The organism is Pseudomonas sp. MWU12-3103b (assembly GCF_023100615.1).
In the GTDB taxonomy this organism is placed as follows: Bacteria; Pseudomonadota; Gammaproteobacteria; order Pseudomonadales; family Pseudomonadaceae; genus Aquipseudomonas; species Aquipseudomonas putida_A.
Map to the genome: position 1 here is coordinate 339125 of NZ_JALMEY010000001.1, position 14962 is coordinate 354086.

Sequence of the window (14962 nt, forward strand, 5' to 3'; positions counted from 1 at the left end):
GTGAGCGCTGCGCACTCAGGCGGGAGCAAGCTCCCTCGCCACAAATGAGTTTTCAATTCGACTACAGCATCCGCTCAAGACCAACAGTGGTGCTGAACCACGCATTGAAGCGCCGCCACCAACTCCCCGGTTCCTTGCTCAGCGTGTGCATCTGACCATTGTCCTCGGTCACCCAGACGATCTCGCCATCCTGCAGTTTCGCCTGATAACTCAGGGCCGGCGCCATGCCTTGCAGCGCCAGTTCGCGCACGTGTTCGGCCAGTTCCGGGCTGTCCACCAGCACCCCGACTTCGGTGTTCCACAGCACTGAGCGCGGATCGAAGTTGAATGAGCCGATAAACGCTTTCTGCTGATCGAAAATCATCGCCTTGCTGTGCAGGCTGGAATCCGAACCACGGAAAGACTTGCTGTAAAACAGGTGCGGGCCACTGCCATAGTTATCCCCAGGCTGACGGCGCAGCTCATACAGTTTTACCCCGTGCTCCAGCAGCGCCTTGCGATACGGCGCATAACCGCCGTGCACCGCCGGCACATCAGTGGCTTCCAGCGAGTTGGTCAGCAGGCTCACCGAGACCCCGGCGTCGGCGCGCCCGGTCAGGTACACCAGCCCCGGCTGGCCGGGCACGAAGTACGCCGAGATCATGATCAGCTCTTTGCTGACGCCGCGCAGTTCCGGCGCCAGTTGTGTGGTCAGCAGCAGTTGCGGGTCCGGTTCGTCCTTGGCCAGCACTTTGCTCGGCGCATCCCACAGCGCCTGGTTCCAGGCCCAGATCAGTTCCTTGCGCCAGATGTCCATGCGTGGCGCGGTCTTGAACGTCATCAACTGTTGATACAGCGCGTGATTCTGTTTACGGGTTTCATCCAGCGACTCTTCCAGGCGCGTGCGGGTGTTCTGCAGGTCTTTGGCGCTTGGTTTGCTGGAGAGGAATTCGTTGATCGGCTTGCTCAGCGCGCTGTTCCAGTACTGGTCGAAACTGTGCCCGAGCTGCTCTGCCACCGGGCCGACACTGAGCATGTCGATGTCGGTGAAATTCAGGTTTGGCTCGGCATCGAAATATTCGTCGCCCAGATTGCGCCCGCCAACGATGGCCACGCTGTTGTCCGCCAGGAACAGTTTGTTGTGCATGCGCCGGTGTTGCAGCGACAGGTTGAACAGGCGTCCGGCAGCGCGGGTCACGCCGGTGCTGCGGCCCAGGTGCAGCGGATTGAACAGGCGGATCTGGATCTGTGGATGCGCCGCCAGCGTGGCGATGATCGTGTCGAGGCCGTCGCTGGTGGTGTCGTCGAGCAGGATGCGTACGCGCACGCCGCGGTCGGCGGCCTTGAGCAGTTCCTCCACCAGCATCCGCGTGCTGACGCCGTCGTGGACGATGTAGTACTGCAAGTCGAGGCTGGTTTGTGCGTTGCGAATCAGCTCGGCGCGGGCGGTGAAGGCTTCTGTGCTGTTGGACAGCAAGCGGAAGCCGGAACGGCCCTGCCAGGGCGCTGCCTGGGTCTGAATCGAGCGACCGAATGCGGAGCCCGCGGCCGGCAACGCCTGGCTGGGTTCGCGCGGCGCATCGAGGGTGGCGCAACCACTGGCCAACGAACACAACACACAGACAGCGAGCAAATTTTTTCCGGGTCGCACGTTGCTTTCTCGGCTGGAGGCAGGGGGTGACGGAGTATGGCACGCAGAGGATTTCCAAGACCGTTTCCGGCGGATCCTCGCCACACTGTGTAAACAATTAGTCGTTCAAAAGTAGGAATGAGTTCGCCTGTGGTTTTGGACTATTTGTTTTGTTGTTTTTTCAGCTCTTGGTCGGTGCCTATTCCTACATACGATTCCTGCAAAAAACGAAATCATCGCCCCGGTGTTCAGCGTCTTGTGAAGGCAATGCGCTGAACAACTGCCATTGATCAATAACCGATGAAGTAGGGACTGATGAAAAAAACAACATGGATGGTAGCCGTCGCGGCTGCAGTATTACCCACCCTGGTGGTCGCCGAGAGCGTAGACCTGAGTGTGGTCGGAACCATTATTCCGACCTCGTGCATCCCCGCATTTGCCGGTGGCGGCACGGTAGATTTGCGCAAGATATCCGCAGCCACCCTGAACAAGACCACGCAGACGCTGCTGCCGACCCACGACATTTCGCTGCACATCAACTGTGATGCAGAGGCATCGGTCGAGGTGTCGGTCAGAGACAATCGTACAGCCACCAAATTGCCGGGCATCAACGATGGTGCCGGTAATAACGATCCGGCTTTGTTCTACGGCCTGGGTGAAATCAACGGCATCCGTATCGGCGGATTTGCGCTGCGTCACGGTCGTCCGGAAGCCGACGGTGCGCCGCAGACTCTGATGACACGCACTCTGGCAGCACCGGCGTGGCAACTGCCTGCTTCGCCGCTGGTGGGCAATGCCCCGGCGCTCTACTCATGGGGTTCCGGCGTGGCAGCTGGCCCGGTCGCGGCCCGCCACCACGGGTTTCCGATGAGCCTGTTGCCGATCATCGGCCCGAGCAACGCGCTGCCGATCACCAGCGAGATCCCGCTCGATGGCTCGGTGACCTTCGAGATGTTCTACCTCTGATCGTCAGAACCCGGCCATTACCGGGTTCTTTCAGGTTCATTCAGCGCGCCCTTTGCCGGGTGCGCTGCCCCCTGCGGAGCAATACCGATGCCGATTTCAATGTGCCGCCCAGGCTTGCGGGCGTTGCCACTGTGCCTGCTCGTCTTGATTTTGATGCCCGGGGTTCACGCTGCCGGAATGGTGCCGCAAACCCCTGTGCTGGTGGTGGATGAGGGTGTCGGTGAAGCGACGATGAATGTGCGAAACACCGAAACGCGTCCGGCCCTGCTGCACACCACGGTCGAAAATATCGAGCCGCACGATCAACAGCTGTTGCTGTTCAGTCCGCCGATTGCCCGTGTCGAGCCTGGTGCGGTGCAGCAGGTACGGTTCATGTTGCAGAGCGCCGAACCATTGCAGACCGAGCGTCTGAAACGGGTGATTTTTGAGGGGATCAATCCTGTGGCAGGTGTCGACGGTGCCCGGGTCAATCTGGGTGTTCGGCAAAACCTGCCGGTGATCCTGCGCCCCGCCGGTCTGCCAGTGGAGCGCGAGCCATGGAAACGCCTGAGCTGGTCAGCCACGGCTGAAGGTTTGCTGGTCAGTAATCCCAGTCCTTACGTGGTGCGCCTGGCTAAAGCGATTGTTCCGCTGCCGGGCACGCAGGCGGTGGATCTGCCGCGTACCTGGATCCTGCCAGGGGAGCGCCTGTCTGTCGGCTTGCCGTTGAACGTAACAGTGCGAACCATGGCAGTGCGGATCTTTCCGGCGACCACATATGGCTTTGCGGTCGATCACTTTGATGCCCCGGTTACGCACTGATGCGCACGTGTGCCCGTCAGGGACTGGCACTGCTGATGGCGAATGCGATCGGCATGACGATGGCCAGTGGAGGGGTGGAATTCGATGCGCAGGTGCTTCGCGAACGCGGACTCGACCCCGCCCTGGCTGCGTATTTTCGCCAAGCGCCGCGTTTCTCCCAAGGCACGTGGCTGGTCGCGCTTGAGGTCAATGGACAGCCACGGGGGCGGGTGTTCGTGGCATTCAATGAACAGGGCGAGCCGTGCCTGCAACCGGCCTTGCTCAAGGCTGCTGGTGTGCGCGCGCAAGCGGCTTTGCCCCCCGTTCAACCGCAGCAGTGCCTGACGCTGGGCGAAGGTCTGCCAGCGGCCACCGTTGCATTGCATCCCGGTAAGGAACAGATCGACCTGCTGCTGCCGACGGACCTGTTGGCACTGCCGGAATTTCAGCCACGCAGCTTCGCCAATGGCGGAGTGGGCGGCGTGTTCAACTACGATGTTTTGGTCATGGGCAGCCAGCACGAGGGGCAACGTAGCGATTTTCGCAGGCTGGGTTCGGAGTTCGGCCTGAATGCCGGCAACTGGGTCTTGCGCAGTCGCCAGTCCTATACGCAGTTGCCCGACAGCACGCGTTTCGAGCATCTGTATGCCTATGGCACGCGCACTCTGGAAGCTTACGAAGCCAACGTGCAGATCGGCCAGTTGAACTTGCAGTCGCCATTGTTCGCCGGCGAATCTTTCAACGGAGTGCAGATTCTGCCGGAAGGTGCGTTCGCGCAAATGCGCGCGGCACAGGAGGGCCCACGTGGCGAGGTCGAGGGCATAGCCTGGTCGCCATCGCGAATCGAAGTCCGGCAGAACGGCGTGCTGATCTACACCACGCTGGTTCCCGGCGGCCCCTTCACCTTGCGCGCGCTGCCGTTGTTGAGCAACCAGCTCGACCTCGAGGTCAGCGTGCACGAGCAGGAAGGGCAAGTGCGGCGCTTTCGCGTCCCGGCAGCCAGCCTGCAGGATCCACAATTCGATCGCGCCGACGGCTTCAATCTGGCGCTGGGCACGGTGCGACGCCAGGGTTCGGATGATCGTCAGGCGCCGTCATTTGCCACCCTTGGTCGAGAGTGGAGTCTGTCACGAGCGTTGCGCGTGAGCGGCGGGTTCCTCGGTGGGGCGGATTATCTGTCGGCAGGCTGGGGGCTGCAGCGTCAATGGCCGGGCAATCTGAGCACCGGTGTGCGCCAGGTGCTGTCCAGCGATCGAGACACAGGCATTGCAGGTCATGAGGTGCAAATGACCGTCAGTGCCGTGTTGTCGCCGAATCTGTCCACCAGTGTGGTTGCGGTGCACCGTGGCAAGGGCTTTCGCAGCCTGTCGGACACCGGCTGGAGCCAGCAGCAGGGACGGGCCGACGCCTCCGGGCGCGATCACTGGACATTTTCGCTCAACGGTACTGTCGAGCGCTGGGGTGCATTCGGCATGACCTGGTCGCGCTACACCAGCGTGGACGAGCCACCCAACATGCGCCTGGGATTGTCCTGGTCGCAGACACTGCCCGCGCGCATCAGCCTGTCGTTGAGTCTGGAGCGGGGGATCGGCGATGCCGACGCGAGGCAGCGGGGCACCTCGGTCTATCTGACGGCCGGGATGCCATTGGGCGATCAGCGCAGGGCTCGCAGCTATCTGCGCAGCGATCCGCGATCCGGGATGCGCAGTGGCGTGTCGATGAGTGAAGTGCTCAGTGAAACCCTGGCCTATAGCGCCAGTGCCGAACAGCGTGAAGCTGCGGCGCCATCGCTGGGTTTGCGGGTCAACGCACTGGCGCATTACACCAGTCTGGATCTGGGCCTGAACCAGCGAGCCGGGGCAAGCGAGTTTGACCTGGGGCTGCGCGGCGGCATGGCGTTGCATCGCGACGGTGTCACGCTGTCGCCGTATCCGCTGCGCGAGACCTTTGCCGTGCTCAAGGCTGGCGACCGTGCGGGTCTGAAGCTGTACACGCCGCAAGGCCCGGTGTGGACGGATGGATTGGGCCGGGCGGTGGTGGCGAGTTTGCCGGCCTATTCCACAGCCCGGCTGGAAGTCGATCCGTTGAGTTTGCCGCGCAACGTCGAGGTGCTCGACGGTTATCAGGAGGTCGAGGCCGGGCGTGGCTCGGTTCAGCATATGGATTTTTCCATCACCCGCGTGCGGCGGGTGCTGTTGAAGGCCAGTACGCTTGACCGGCAATGGTTGCCCAGTGGCCTCGCCGTACACAACGGGCAAGGCGAATACGTGACCACGGTGCTTGAGGCTGGGGCGATCTTTCTGCCGGACATCAAACCCGGTCAGTCGCTGCGGGTGCAACTGTCGGATAGCGCGCACTGCGACCTGCAATTCAATCTGGCTGAAGCGCCGGACGAGCAAGCATTGATCGAGCCCGTCGACGCGCTCTGTCAGCCTTTGAACCTTACATGACCGAGTTATTGCGCATGCATCGATGGATTGTCCTGATCACGCTGGCATCGCTGGCATCGACCTCGGTCATGGCCAGCGAGGCCTGCCAGATGACGCTCTCACCGAGCGCGGTGGACTATGGCGTTTCGACGCGGGCGGAGCTGCTCGCCCGGCCATCGGGCAATGACGGCAGTTTTGGTGTGCGCACGGTTCATCTACGGATTCAATGTCCGGCTGCGCGCGCGATCAGGTGGTACTTTGCTGCCCCGAGCAGCGATGCGCTGCATTACCGCTGGGCACCGGGACGGTTGCAGATACGCATTGTGGCGGCGCGTCTGGATGGCGCGCCGGTGCAATGGCAGCGCGATGATGGCGAGGCGGGCCTGTTGCAGCCTGGCGATCGCATCACCGCCTGGCGCTCTGGCAGCCTCGCCGCCGGGCGCCATCTGGAGGTGGAGCTGGAAATAGAAGCGCGCGTCAGTGATGCCTCAAGTCGTGTCGCCGACCTTCAGCGATTTGAGGGATTCGGTACGTTTCAGCTGGAATGATCAGGCTTCGGCCAGCAGTATGATCGCCGCCGCGCCAACCTTGCGCACCGCCTCTTCGATCTGCGGTGTCGGTTTCGCCGCGTAATTCATCCGCAGACAATTGCGGTACTTGCCCGAGGCGGAAAAGATGCTGCCGACGGCAATCTGTACACCCTGATCGTGCAGCGCGCGGTTAAGTTTCAGCGTATCGAAACCTTCCGGCAATTCGACCCACAACATGAAGCTGCCTTGCGGACGACTGGCGCGAGTACCGGCCGGGAAGTAGCGGGTAACCCAGTCGATCATCGCGTCACGATTGCGCTGATATTGCGTGCGCATCCTCCGCAAGTGCGGTTCGAAGTAACCACCCTTGAGGAATTCGGCGATGGCGATTTGCGGCTGCGGTGCAGTGGAGCCGGTGCTGATGTATTTCATGTGCAGCACCCGTTCCAGATAACGACCCGGCGCGACCCAGCCGATGCGCAGGCCTGGGGCCAAGGTCTTGGAAAACGAGCTGCACAGCAGCACTCGACCATCTTCGTCGAAGGACTTGATCGTGCGCGGACGCGGGTAGGTGTAGGCCAGCTCGCCATACACGTCGTCCTCGATGATCGCCACGTCGAAACGCTGCGCCAGCGTCAACAACGCGCGTTTGCGCGACTCCGGCATGATGTAGCCGAGCGGGTTGTTGCAGTTGGGGGTGATCTGGATGACCTTGATCGGCCACTGCTCCAGCGCCAGTTCCAGCGCTTCGAGGCTGATGCCGGTCAGCGGATCGGTGGGGATTTCCAGGGCTTTCATGCCCAGCCCTTTGAGCGTCTGCATGGCGCCGTGAAAGCTTGGCGAATCCACCGCGACGATGTCGCCCGGCTCGCAGATCGCGTGGATGCTGGTGGACAGCGCTTCGTGGCAACCGGTAGTGATCACCAGGTCGCTGGCGCTCAACTGGCAACCGGAGTCGAGCATCAATCGAGCGATCTGTTCGCGCAGTTCGAGGGTGCCGTGAATGTTGTCGTAATACAGACCGGGCATGTCCTGGCGTCGGCTGATCCGCGCCAGTCCGCGCAACAGCGGTTTCATCGTTGGCGTGGTCACGTCGGGCATGCCGCGACCCAGTTGCACCACGTCCTTGCGCGGCACCGCGCGAATCAGCTCCAGCACCTGATCCCACTGTGAAATCTCCACCGGTCGCTGCGCCGGACGCCCGACTGCGGGCAGCTCCGGCAGCTCGCGGCCCACCGGCACGAAGTAGCCGGACTTGGGTTTCGGTGTGGCCAGACCGCTGTCCTCAAGCATGCGATAAGCCTGCTGCACCGTGCTCAGGCTGACCCCGTGTTCTACGCTCAAGGCGCGCACCGAAGGCAGGCGATCGCCAGGACGGTAGAAGCCTTGTTCGATGCGGGTGCCGAGCAGTTCGGCGAGGTTCACATACAGGGTCATGGCACTGCCTCGATGGAGGTGATTCGTTAAACCAGTACAGATGCAGCAAAAATCGGTAATTCAGTCTCAGGAATGGCAAATCTGTATGGAATTAATACAGATGTGTTGAATCTGTAATGCTTTTGCCGACCCGCGCATCATGGAATCTCTGGCTACCCAAGTAAACAGGAGCAACAAAAATGAACGGCTTGAGCGATGTGCGGCTGACGTTACGCAGTCAGGAACTGGCGGCAGGGCAGGAGGACAGTGCATGGAATAGCGCCATGCGTAACGCGCCATCCGGCCTGAGTCGCTGGGGCCTGTTCTGGCATCGTCTGCACACGCGCAAGGCGCTTATGAATCTGACGCCGGAGCAGCTCAAGGACGTCGGGTTGACCCGGGAGCAGGCAAATGAAGAGGGGTTGAAGCCGTTCTGGCGGATCTGAACGTTTTAGCGCCTGTTTCGGCCCCTTCGCGAGCAAGCCCGCTCCCACATTCGACCGTGTTCTCAAGGTGGAGCGCGGTCACCTGTGGGAGCGGGCTTGCTCGCGAAGGCGTATTCAGGGCCTCAAAAAAACATCAGACCAACTCTTTAATCCGATGCCACAACATCCCCAAAGCCAGCAACGGCGAGCGCAAATGCTTGCCGCCGGGGAAGGTGATGTGCGGCACCTTGGCAAACAGATCAAAGCCACCGCTGTGCTGCCCGCTGATCGCCTCGGCGAGCAGCTTGCCCGCCAGGTGCGTGGCATTCACTCCGTGCCCGGAATAGGCCTGGGCGTAATACACGTTCGGTTGATCATTGAGCCTGCCGATCTGTGGCAGACGGTTGGCGCCGATGCCGATCATGCCGCCCCATTGATAGTCGATTTTCACGCCCGCCAGTTGCGGAAACACTTCGAGCATCTTCGGCTGCATGTAGGCGCCGATGTCCTTCGGGTCGCGCCCCGAATAGTGGCAGGCACCGCCGAACAGCAGGCGCCGATCCGCCGAGAGCCGGTAGTAATCCAGCGCCACCCGCTGGTCACAGACCGCCATGTTTTGCGGCAGCAGGCTGTGCGCCAGTTCTTCGGACAGCGGTTCGGTCGCAATGATGTAACTGCCGGCGGGCAGTATTTTGCCGCTGAGTTGCGGATTGAGGTCGTTGAGGTAAGCGTTGCAGCCCAGCACCAGGGTTTTCGCCCGCACTGAACCTTGAGCGGTGTGGACGCGAACCTCGGTGCCGTAATCGATACGCGTCACCGCCGATTGCTCGAACAGCTGCACGCCCAATTGCTGTGCGGCAGCGGCTTCGCCCAGCGCCAGGTTCAGTGGGTGCAGATGCCCGGAACCCATGTCGATCAAGCCGCCGACGTAACGTTTGGAGCCGACCACGGTGTGCATTTCATCGGCTTGCAGCAGGCGGGTTTCGTAGCGATAGCCGAGACTGCGCAGCTCTTCGGCATCTTCGGCAAAGCCTTCGAGATCGGCCGGTTTGTTGGCGAGATCGCAGTAGCCCCATGTCAGATCGCACGGGATCTGGAAACGCTCGACGCGCTGGCGGACGATTTCCACCGCTTCCAGGCCCATCAGTTTCATCTGGCGAACGCCGTCAGCGCCGATGACGTTGCTGAACTGGTCGAGGCCGTGGCCGACCCCGCGAATCAACTGCCCGCCGTTGCGGCCGCTGGCGCCCCAGCCGATCCGGTGCGCTTCCAGCAACACCACACTGAGGCCGCGCTCGGCCAATTCCAGCGCGGTGTTCAACCCGGAAAAGCCGCCGCCGACCACGCACACGTCTGCGCTCAGCTCGCCTTGCAGCGCCGGATACTCGGGCTGCGGCAGGCTGCTGGCGGCGTAGTAAGAGGCAACGTGGGGTTGGCTCGCGAAGGTTCGGGCGCGGGCATTCATGGGCATCATCCAACGGCTGGGTGTCGAGAAAATTTGACGGAGCATAAGCCGCACGGCCGAAGACGGGCAACACTGGTCGGCCGTTGCTGTGTGGATCTCGGCTTTTGCGGCACAATTGCCGCCTATTTCATGTGGATTACCGTTTCGATGAGTTGCAACCGCCAGACCATTCGCGACCTGCGTCAGCAGATCCCCACGTTCGAGTGCGTGCCAGGCTGCCATGACTGCTGCGGGCCGGTGACCACCTCGCCGGAAGAAATGTCACGCCTGCCGCGCAAGACCCGCGCCGAGCAGGATGCGGCGATGGAAGAACTGAACTGTGTACACCTGGGGCCGAATGGCTGCACGGTGTATGGCGAGCGACCGCTGATTTGCCGGTTGTTCGGTACCACCAAAACCCTGCCATGCCCGAACGGGCGGGGGCCGGTGGAGTTGATTCATCCACGGGTTGAAAAGCAGATCTTCGAATACATGGCGGCGAATCGGCAGGTGCTGGTTTAGCGCAATTGCTGGAACCGAGTCGACCCAATCGCTGGCAAGCCAGCTCCCACAGTGATCGTTGTCGTTCACAGAATATCTGTTGACCACTGAACCTGTGGGAGCTGGCTTGCCAGCGATGGGGCCGGATCAGGCAGCACAAATCTCAGTCTGGAATCGGCAGGCTCAAACTCTCCTTCACCTCTTCCATCACGATATAGCTCTTCGACTCACGCACATGCGGCAGCTTCAACAGAATGTCGCCCAGCAGCTTGCGGTACGAAGCCATCTCGGAGATCCGCGCCTTCACCAAATAGTCGAAATCCCCTGACACCAAATGGCACTCCAGCACGTGCGGCAATTTCAGCACCGCGCGGCGGAACTCTTCGAACGTGTCGCCGGATTTGTAGTCGAGGCTGATCTCGACGAACACCAGCAGGCTACCCTTCAAGTGCTGCGGATTCAGGCGGGCGTTGTAGCCCATGATGATCCCTTCGCGCTCCAGTCGCCGCACTCGCTCCGTACACGGTGTGGTGGACAGACCAACCTTCTCCCCGAGTTCGGTAAACGATATGCGCCCGTCCGCCTGCAGGATCCGCAAAATGTTGCGGTCAATCTTGTCCAGCTCACGTTTGGTCTGAGTGTTGGTACGCATAGGGGATGCGCCTCCGTGAAAAGGGTTTTTGCCGAGAATTGTCGCCAAATATAGGCGCTTATATAGTGAAATGCACTGGCCATTCTTTTTTACACTGCGCGCATCATTGCTCTAACAACAGACGTACGCGGCCCCGCCGCGATGAGGGATACAAAAATGCGCGTAATGGTCTTGGGTAGCGGCGTCATCGGTACCGCCAGTGCTTACTATCTGGCCCGTGCCGGGTTTGAAGTGGTGGTGGTCGACCGGCAGCCAGCCGTGGCCATGGAGACCAGTTTCGCCAACGCCGGCCAGGTGTCGCCGGGTTATGCCTCGCCATGGGCTGCGCCGGGTGTGCCGCTCAAGGCCATCAAGTGGTTGCTGCAGCGCCACGCGCCGTTGGCGATCAAGGCCACTGCCGACATCGACCAGTACCTGTGGATGGCGCAGATGCTGCGCAACTGCACCGCCAGCCGTTACGCGGTGAACAAGGAGCGCATGGTGCGTCTGTCCGAGTACAGTCGCGACTGCCTCGACGAACTGCGCGCCGAAACCGGCATCGCCTACGAAGGCCGCAGTCTCGGCACCACCCAGCTATTCCGCACTCAGGCGCAGCTCGATGGCGCCGCCAAAGACATCGCCGTGCTGAAAGAATCCGGCGTGCCGTTTGAAGTCCTCGACCGTGCCGGCATTGCCCGCGTCGAGCCGGCCCTGGCCAATGTCACCGATATCCTCGCCGGTGCTCTGCGTCTGCCGAACGACCAGACCGGCGACTGCCAGATGTTCACCACGCGTCTGGCGGAAATGGCCGTGAAACTCGGTGTGGAGTTCCGCTTCGGCCAGGACATCCAGCGCCTCGACTACGCCGGTGATCGCATCAACGGTGTATGGATCGACGGCAAGCTGGAAACCGCCGACCGCTACGTTCTGGCCCTCGGCAGCTACTCGCCGCAATTGCTTAAGCCGCTGGGCATCAAGGCTCCGGTGTATCCGCTCAAGGGTTACTCGCTGACCGTGCCGATCACCAACCCGGACATGGCCCCGACCTCGACCATTCTCGACGAGACCTACAAGGTCGCGATCACCCGTTTCGACAACCGCATCCGCGTCGGCGGCATGGCCGAAATCGCCGGTTTTGACCTGTCGCTGAACCCGCGTCGGCGTGAAACCCTGGAGATGATCGTCAACGACCTTTATCCTCAGGGCGGCAATCTGGCCGAGGCGAGCTTCTGGACCGGCCTGCGTCCGACCACCCCGGACGGCACGCCGATCGTGGGCGCCACGCCGTTCAAGAACCTGTTCCTCAACACCGGTCACGGCACCCTGGGTTGGACCATGGCGTGCGGTTCCGGTCGTTTGCTGGCCGATCTGATGGCGAAGAAAAAGCCGCAGATCAGCGCCGAAGGCCTCGATATTTCCCGTTACGGCAACAAGCCTCAGGAGTCCGCAAAACATGGCAATCCAGCGCCAGCTCACCAATGAGCGCATGAGTCAGATCGTCACCCACAACGGCACCGTGTATCTGGCCGGGCAGGTCGGCGACGACTTCGACGCCGGAGTCGAACAGCAGACCCGCGAGGTGCTCGCCAATATCGAGCGTTTGCTGGATCTGGCCGGGACTGACAAGCAGCATCTGCTGTCGGCAACGATCTACCTGAACGACATCGAGGCGCACTTTGCCGGGATGAACTCGGTGTGGGATCAGTGGCTGCCCAAAGGCGCCGCGCCGGCCCGGGCCACCGTCGAAGCGAAGATGGCCAAGCCGAACATCCTGGTCGAGGTCTCCATCGTCGCCGCGTTGCCGTAACCGATTCAAAGATCCCTCTCCCGGCGCTGTTGGCGGTTCACGTCGTCAGTCGGCGCCGGTTTTTATTTCCATGACCGCCTAGAAGTCTGCCGCCATGCGTCCTGCCCGTGCCCTGATCGACCTAGAAGCCCTGCGCCACAACTACCGAATTGCCCGCGAAGTCACCGGCGCCAAGGCGCTGGCGGTGATCAAGGCTGATGCCTACGGTCACGGCGCGGTGCGTTGCGCCCAGGCGCTGGAAACCGAGGCCGACGGGTTTGCCGTCGCCTGCATTGAAGAAGCGCTGGAGCTGCGCGCGGCCGGCATCAAGGCCCCGGTGTTGTTGCTCGAAGGCATCTTCGAGGCTGACGAGCTGGCACTGATCGTCGAACATGATTTCTGGACCGTGGTGCATTCGCTGTGGCAGCTCGAAGCCATCGAGCAGACGGCATTGAGCAAACCGATCACCGTGTGGCTCAAGCTCGATTCCGGCATGCACCGTGTGGGCCTGCATCCGAAGGATTACGCAGCCGCCTACCAGCGCCTGCTGGCCAGCGGCAAAGTGGCGAAAATCGTGCTGATGAGCCACTTCGCCCGCGCCGATGAACTGCATGAGCAGAGCAGCGCCGATCAGGTCGCGGTGTTCGAAGCGGCGCGTCAGGGTCTGGCTGCCGAAGTCAGCCTGCGCAACTCGCCGGCCGTGCTCGGTTGGCCGCAGATCCACAGTGACTGGGTGCGCCCGGGCATCATGCTCTACGGCGCGACCCCGTTCGAAGAAGCCAACGCCGTGGCCGAGCGCCTGCAACCGGTGATGACCCTCGAATCGAAAGTCATCTGCGTGCGCGAACTGCCCGCCGGCGAGCCGATCGGCTATGGCGCCAAATTCATCACCGACAAGCCGATGCGCATCGGCGTGGTTGCCATGGGCTATGCCGATGGCTACCCGCGTCATGCCCCGACCGGCACGCCGGTGCTGGTGGCCGGCAAACGCAGCCGCCTGCTTGGCCGCGTATCGATGGACATGCTCTGCATCGACCTCACCGATGTGCCGGAAGCGGACCTCGGTTCGACCGTCGAACTGTGGGGCAAAAACATCCTCGCCAGCGAAGTGGCGCAGTGGGCGGACACCATTCCGTACCAGATCTTCTGCAACCTGCGTCGCGTGCCAAGGCTCTATTCCGAGGGTTGACGCCGCTGCGGGGGCCAAGTGTTGTAAATACTGAACGCTGTCGCCATGATAACGCTCAATATTCTTACAACATCAGGAGGCTCCCGCCTTGGACGTCGGTGAACGACTGCAATCGATCCGCAAGCTCAAAGGGCTTTCCCAGCGTGAACTCGCCAAACGCGCGGGCGTCACCAACAGCACCATTTCGATGATCGAAAAGAATAGCGTCAGCCCTTCGATCAGTTCGCTGAGGAAGGTTCTGGGCGGGATTCCCATGTCCATGGTCGAGTTCTTTTCCGAAGAAATCCTGCAGGAAGTCCCGACCCAGATCGTCTACAAGGCCAACGAGCTGATCGACATCTCCGACGGCGCGGTGACCATGAAACTGGTCGGCCGCGCGCACCCGAGCCGGGCCATCGCGTTTCTCAACGAGATCTACCCGCCGGGCGCTGATACCGGCGAAGAAATGCTCACCCATGAAGGCGAAGAAACCGGGATTCTGGTGGAAGGGCGTCTGGAACTGGTGGTGGGTCTGGAAACTTTTATTCTCGAAGCCGGCGACAGCTACTATTTTGAAAGTACCAAGCCGCACCGTTTCCGTAATCCGTTCGACGCGCCCGCGCGACTAATCAGCGCAGCCACGCCGGCGAATTTTTAAAGACAGAGGTGCCAGGCCATGACGGTGAAGGCATCCGATGAGTTTTTCCACAGCGCGGTATAACCCCTTCGACTATGGGGTTGTTTCAGTGTGGCGGGCTACCCGCTATACTTGCGCCCGCCTGCGAACCGTGGCCGCAGGCGTGAATAGCCACCATTGAGGGTGAACGCGTGAACCTAATTATGAAAATGCTGGCCGCACCAGCAACCGTACTGGCCCTCTGGGCTGTCAGCGCTCAAGCTGCGACGAATGACGACATTGCCAAGCGCCTCGAGCCGGTCGGCCAGGTGTGCGTTCAGGGGCAGGAATGCAAAGGGATGGAAGTCGCTGCCTCCGCTGGAGGCGGTGGTGGGGCGAAGACGCCGGATGAAGTGATTGCAAAACATTGCAACGCTTGTCACGGCACGGGCCTGCTGGGCGCCCCGAAAATCGGTGACGCAGCGGCCTGGAAAGACCGTGCTGATCACCAGGGCGGCCTCGACGGCCTGCTGGCCAAAGCCATCACTGGCCTGAATTCGATGCCACCCAAAGGTACCTGCGCCGACTGCTCGGATGACGAGTTGAAAGGCGCGATCCAGAAGATGTCCGGCCTGAAATAAGCCGCGCTTCTGACGAAAAA

The 14962-nt window shown here is 61.5% G+C and carries 15 protein-coding genes; 11 read left to right on the forward strand and 4 right to left on the reverse strand.

Going from position 1 to position 14962, the window contains the following annotated elements; translation table 11 throughout:
• Positions 1-61: 61 nt before the first annotated feature.
• On the reverse strand, positions 62-1630 hold the full coding sequence (locus tag M0808_RS01555; RefSeq protein WP_247839647.1) for a phospholipase D family protein: 1569 nt from the start codon (positions 1628-1630) through the stop codon (positions 62-64).
• Between the two features lie 294 nt (positions 1631-1924).
• Between M0808_RS01555 and M0808_RS01560 the strand changes: the two genes are divergently transcribed.
• The 4 genes from M0808_RS01560 to M0808_RS01575 all read left to right on the forward strand — a co-directional run bounded on the left by M0808_RS01560 (position 1925) and on the right by M0808_RS01575 (position 6332).
• On the forward strand, positions 1925-2575 hold the full coding sequence (locus M0808_RS01560; RefSeq protein WP_097089501.1) for a DUF1120 domain-containing protein: 651 nt from the start codon (positions 1925-1927) through the stop codon (positions 2573-2575).
• Between the two features lie 87 nt (positions 2576-2662).
• A complete protein-coding gene (locus tag M0808_RS01565; protein ID WP_103368151.1) occupies positions 2663-3376 on the forward strand; it encodes a fimbria/pilus chaperone family protein in 714 nt (237 codons plus the stop codon).
• Positions 3376-5805, forward strand: coding sequence for a fimbria/pilus outer membrane usher protein (locus tag M0808_RS01570; RefSeq protein ID WP_247839649.1), 2430 nt, complete (start codon positions 3376-3378; stop codon positions 5803-5805). Before M0808_RS01565 ends, M0808_RS01570 begins: the two co-directional genes overlap by 1 nt.
• A complete protein-coding gene (locus M0808_RS01575; RefSeq protein WP_103368153.1) occupies positions 5802-6332 on the forward strand; it encodes a hypothetical protein in 531 nt (176 codons plus the stop codon). The genes M0808_RS01570 and M0808_RS01575 overlap by 4 nt, the downstream gene beginning before the upstream one ends.
• Here M0808_RS01575 and M0808_RS01580 read toward each other — a convergent pair whose 3' ends face one another.
• Entirely contained in the window at positions 6333-7751 is a 1419-nt protein-coding gene (locus tag M0808_RS01580) for a PLP-dependent aminotransferase family protein (RefSeq protein ID WP_247839651.1), read from the reverse strand. It abuts the gene before it with no gap.
• A gap of 179 nt (positions 7752-7930) precedes the next feature.
• Here M0808_RS01580 and M0808_RS01585 point away from each other — a divergent pair, with 179 nt between their 5' ends.
• Positions 7931-8176 (forward strand): DUF1127 domain-containing protein, encoded by a 246-nt coding sequence (locus tag M0808_RS01585; protein ID WP_134784980.1) that lies wholly within the window; start codon positions 7931-7933, stop codon positions 8174-8176.
• Positions 8177-8309: 133 nt separating this feature from the next.
• On the opposite strand, the gene M0808_RS01590 is transcribed toward M0808_RS01585, so the two are convergent.
• Complete coding sequence (locus M0808_RS01590) at positions 8310-9620, reverse strand: FAD-binding oxidoreductase (protein WP_247839653.1); 1311 nt, start codon at positions 9618-9620, stop codon at positions 8310-8312.
• Between the two features lie 147 nt (positions 9621-9767).
• Between M0808_RS01590 and M0808_RS01595 the strand changes: the two genes are divergently transcribed.
• A complete protein-coding gene (locus M0808_RS01595) occupies positions 9768-10121 on the forward strand; it encodes a YkgJ family cysteine cluster protein (RefSeq protein ID WP_027610425.1) in 354 nt (117 codons plus the stop codon).
• 142 nt (positions 10122-10263) lie between these two features.
• On the opposite strand, the gene M0808_RS01600 is transcribed toward M0808_RS01595, so the two are convergent.
• Positions 10264-10752, reverse strand: coding sequence for an Lrp/AsnC ligand binding domain-containing protein (locus M0808_RS01600; protein ID WP_003177284.1), 489 nt, complete (start codon positions 10750-10752; stop codon positions 10264-10266).
• Positions 10753-10908: 156 nt separating this feature from the next.
• On the opposite strand from M0808_RS01600, the gene dadA reads away from it, so the two are divergent.
• The 5 genes from dadA (at position 10909) to M0808_RS01625 (ending at position 14942) form a co-directional block, all read left to right on the forward strand.
• A complete protein-coding gene (gene dadA / locus M0808_RS01605) occupies positions 10909-12213 on the forward strand; it encodes a D-amino acid dehydrogenase (protein WP_025112723.1) in 1305 nt (434 codons plus the stop codon).
• Complete coding sequence (locus M0808_RS01610; protein WP_247839655.1) at positions 12185-12538, forward strand: RidA family protein; 354 nt, start codon at positions 12185-12187, stop codon at positions 12536-12538. Before dadA ends, M0808_RS01610 begins: the two co-directional genes overlap by 29 nt.
• A 94-nt stretch (positions 12539-12632) precedes the next feature.
• A complete protein-coding gene (gene alr / locus M0808_RS01615) occupies positions 12633-13706 on the forward strand; it encodes an alanine racemase (protein ID WP_210556340.1) in 1074 nt (357 codons plus the stop codon).
• 88 nt (positions 13707-13794) lie between these two features.
• Positions 13795-14343: a cupin domain-containing protein gene (locus M0808_RS01620; protein ID WP_007920393.1), complete on the forward strand. Its 549-nt coding sequence runs from the start codon at positions 13795-13797 to the stop codon at positions 14341-14343.
• Positions 14344-14525: 182 nt separating this feature from the next.
• Entirely contained in the window at positions 14526-14942 is a 417-nt protein-coding gene (locus M0808_RS01625; protein WP_025112727.1) for a c-type cytochrome, read from the forward strand.
• Positions 14943-14962: the final 20 nt, after the last annotated feature.

Excerpts from the sequence above, each read along its gene's own strand:
- M0808_RS01560 (WP_097089501.1), top strand. The coding sequence starts at position 1,925 with ATGAAAAAAACAACATGGATGGTAGCCGTCGCGGCTGCAGTATTACCC.
- M0808_RS01565 (WP_103368151.1), top strand. The coding sequence starts at position 2,663 with ATGCCGATTTCAATGTGCCGCCCAGGCTTGCGGGCGTTGCCACTGTGC.
- M0808_RS01570 (WP_247839649.1), top strand. The coding sequence starts at position 3,376 with ATGCGCACGTGTGCCCGTCAGGGACTGGCACTGCTGATGGCGAATGCG.
- M0808_RS01575 (WP_103368153.1), top strand. The coding sequence starts at position 5,802 with ATGACCGAGTTATTGCGCATGCATCGATGGATTGTCCTGATCACGCTG.
- M0808_RS01580 (WP_247839651.1), bottom strand. The coding sequence starts at position 7,751 with ATGACCCTGTATGTGAACCTCGCCGAACTGCTCGGCACCCGCATCGAA.
- M0808_RS01585 (WP_134784980.1), top strand. The coding sequence starts at position 7,931 with ATGAACGGCTTGAGCGATGTGCGGCTGACGTTACGCAGTCAGGAACTG.
- M0808_RS01590 (WP_247839653.1), bottom strand. The coding sequence starts at position 9,620 with ATGAATGCCCGCGCCCGAACCTTCGCGAGCCAACCCCACGTTGCCTCT.
- M0808_RS01595 (WP_027610425.1), top strand. The coding sequence starts at position 9,768 with ATGAGTTGCAACCGCCAGACCATTCGCGACCTGCGTCAGCAGATCCCC.
- M0808_RS01600 (WP_003177284.1), bottom strand. The coding sequence starts at position 10,752 with ATGCGTACCAACACTCAGACCAAACGTGAGCTGGACAAGATTGACCGC.
- dadA (WP_025112723.1), top strand. The coding sequence starts at position 10,909 with ATGCGCGTAATGGTCTTGGGTAGCGGCGTCATCGGTACCGCCAGTGCT.
- M0808_RS01610 (WP_247839655.1), top strand. The coding sequence starts at position 12,185 with ATGGCAATCCAGCGCCAGCTCACCAATGAGCGCATGAGTCAGATCGTC.
- alr (WP_210556340.1), top strand. The coding sequence starts at position 12,633 with ATGCGTCCTGCCCGTGCCCTGATCGACCTAGAAGCCCTGCGCCACAAC.
- M0808_RS01625 (WP_025112727.1), top strand. The coding sequence starts at position 14,526 with ATGAAAATGCTGGCCGCACCAGCAACCGTACTGGCCCTCTGGGCTGTC.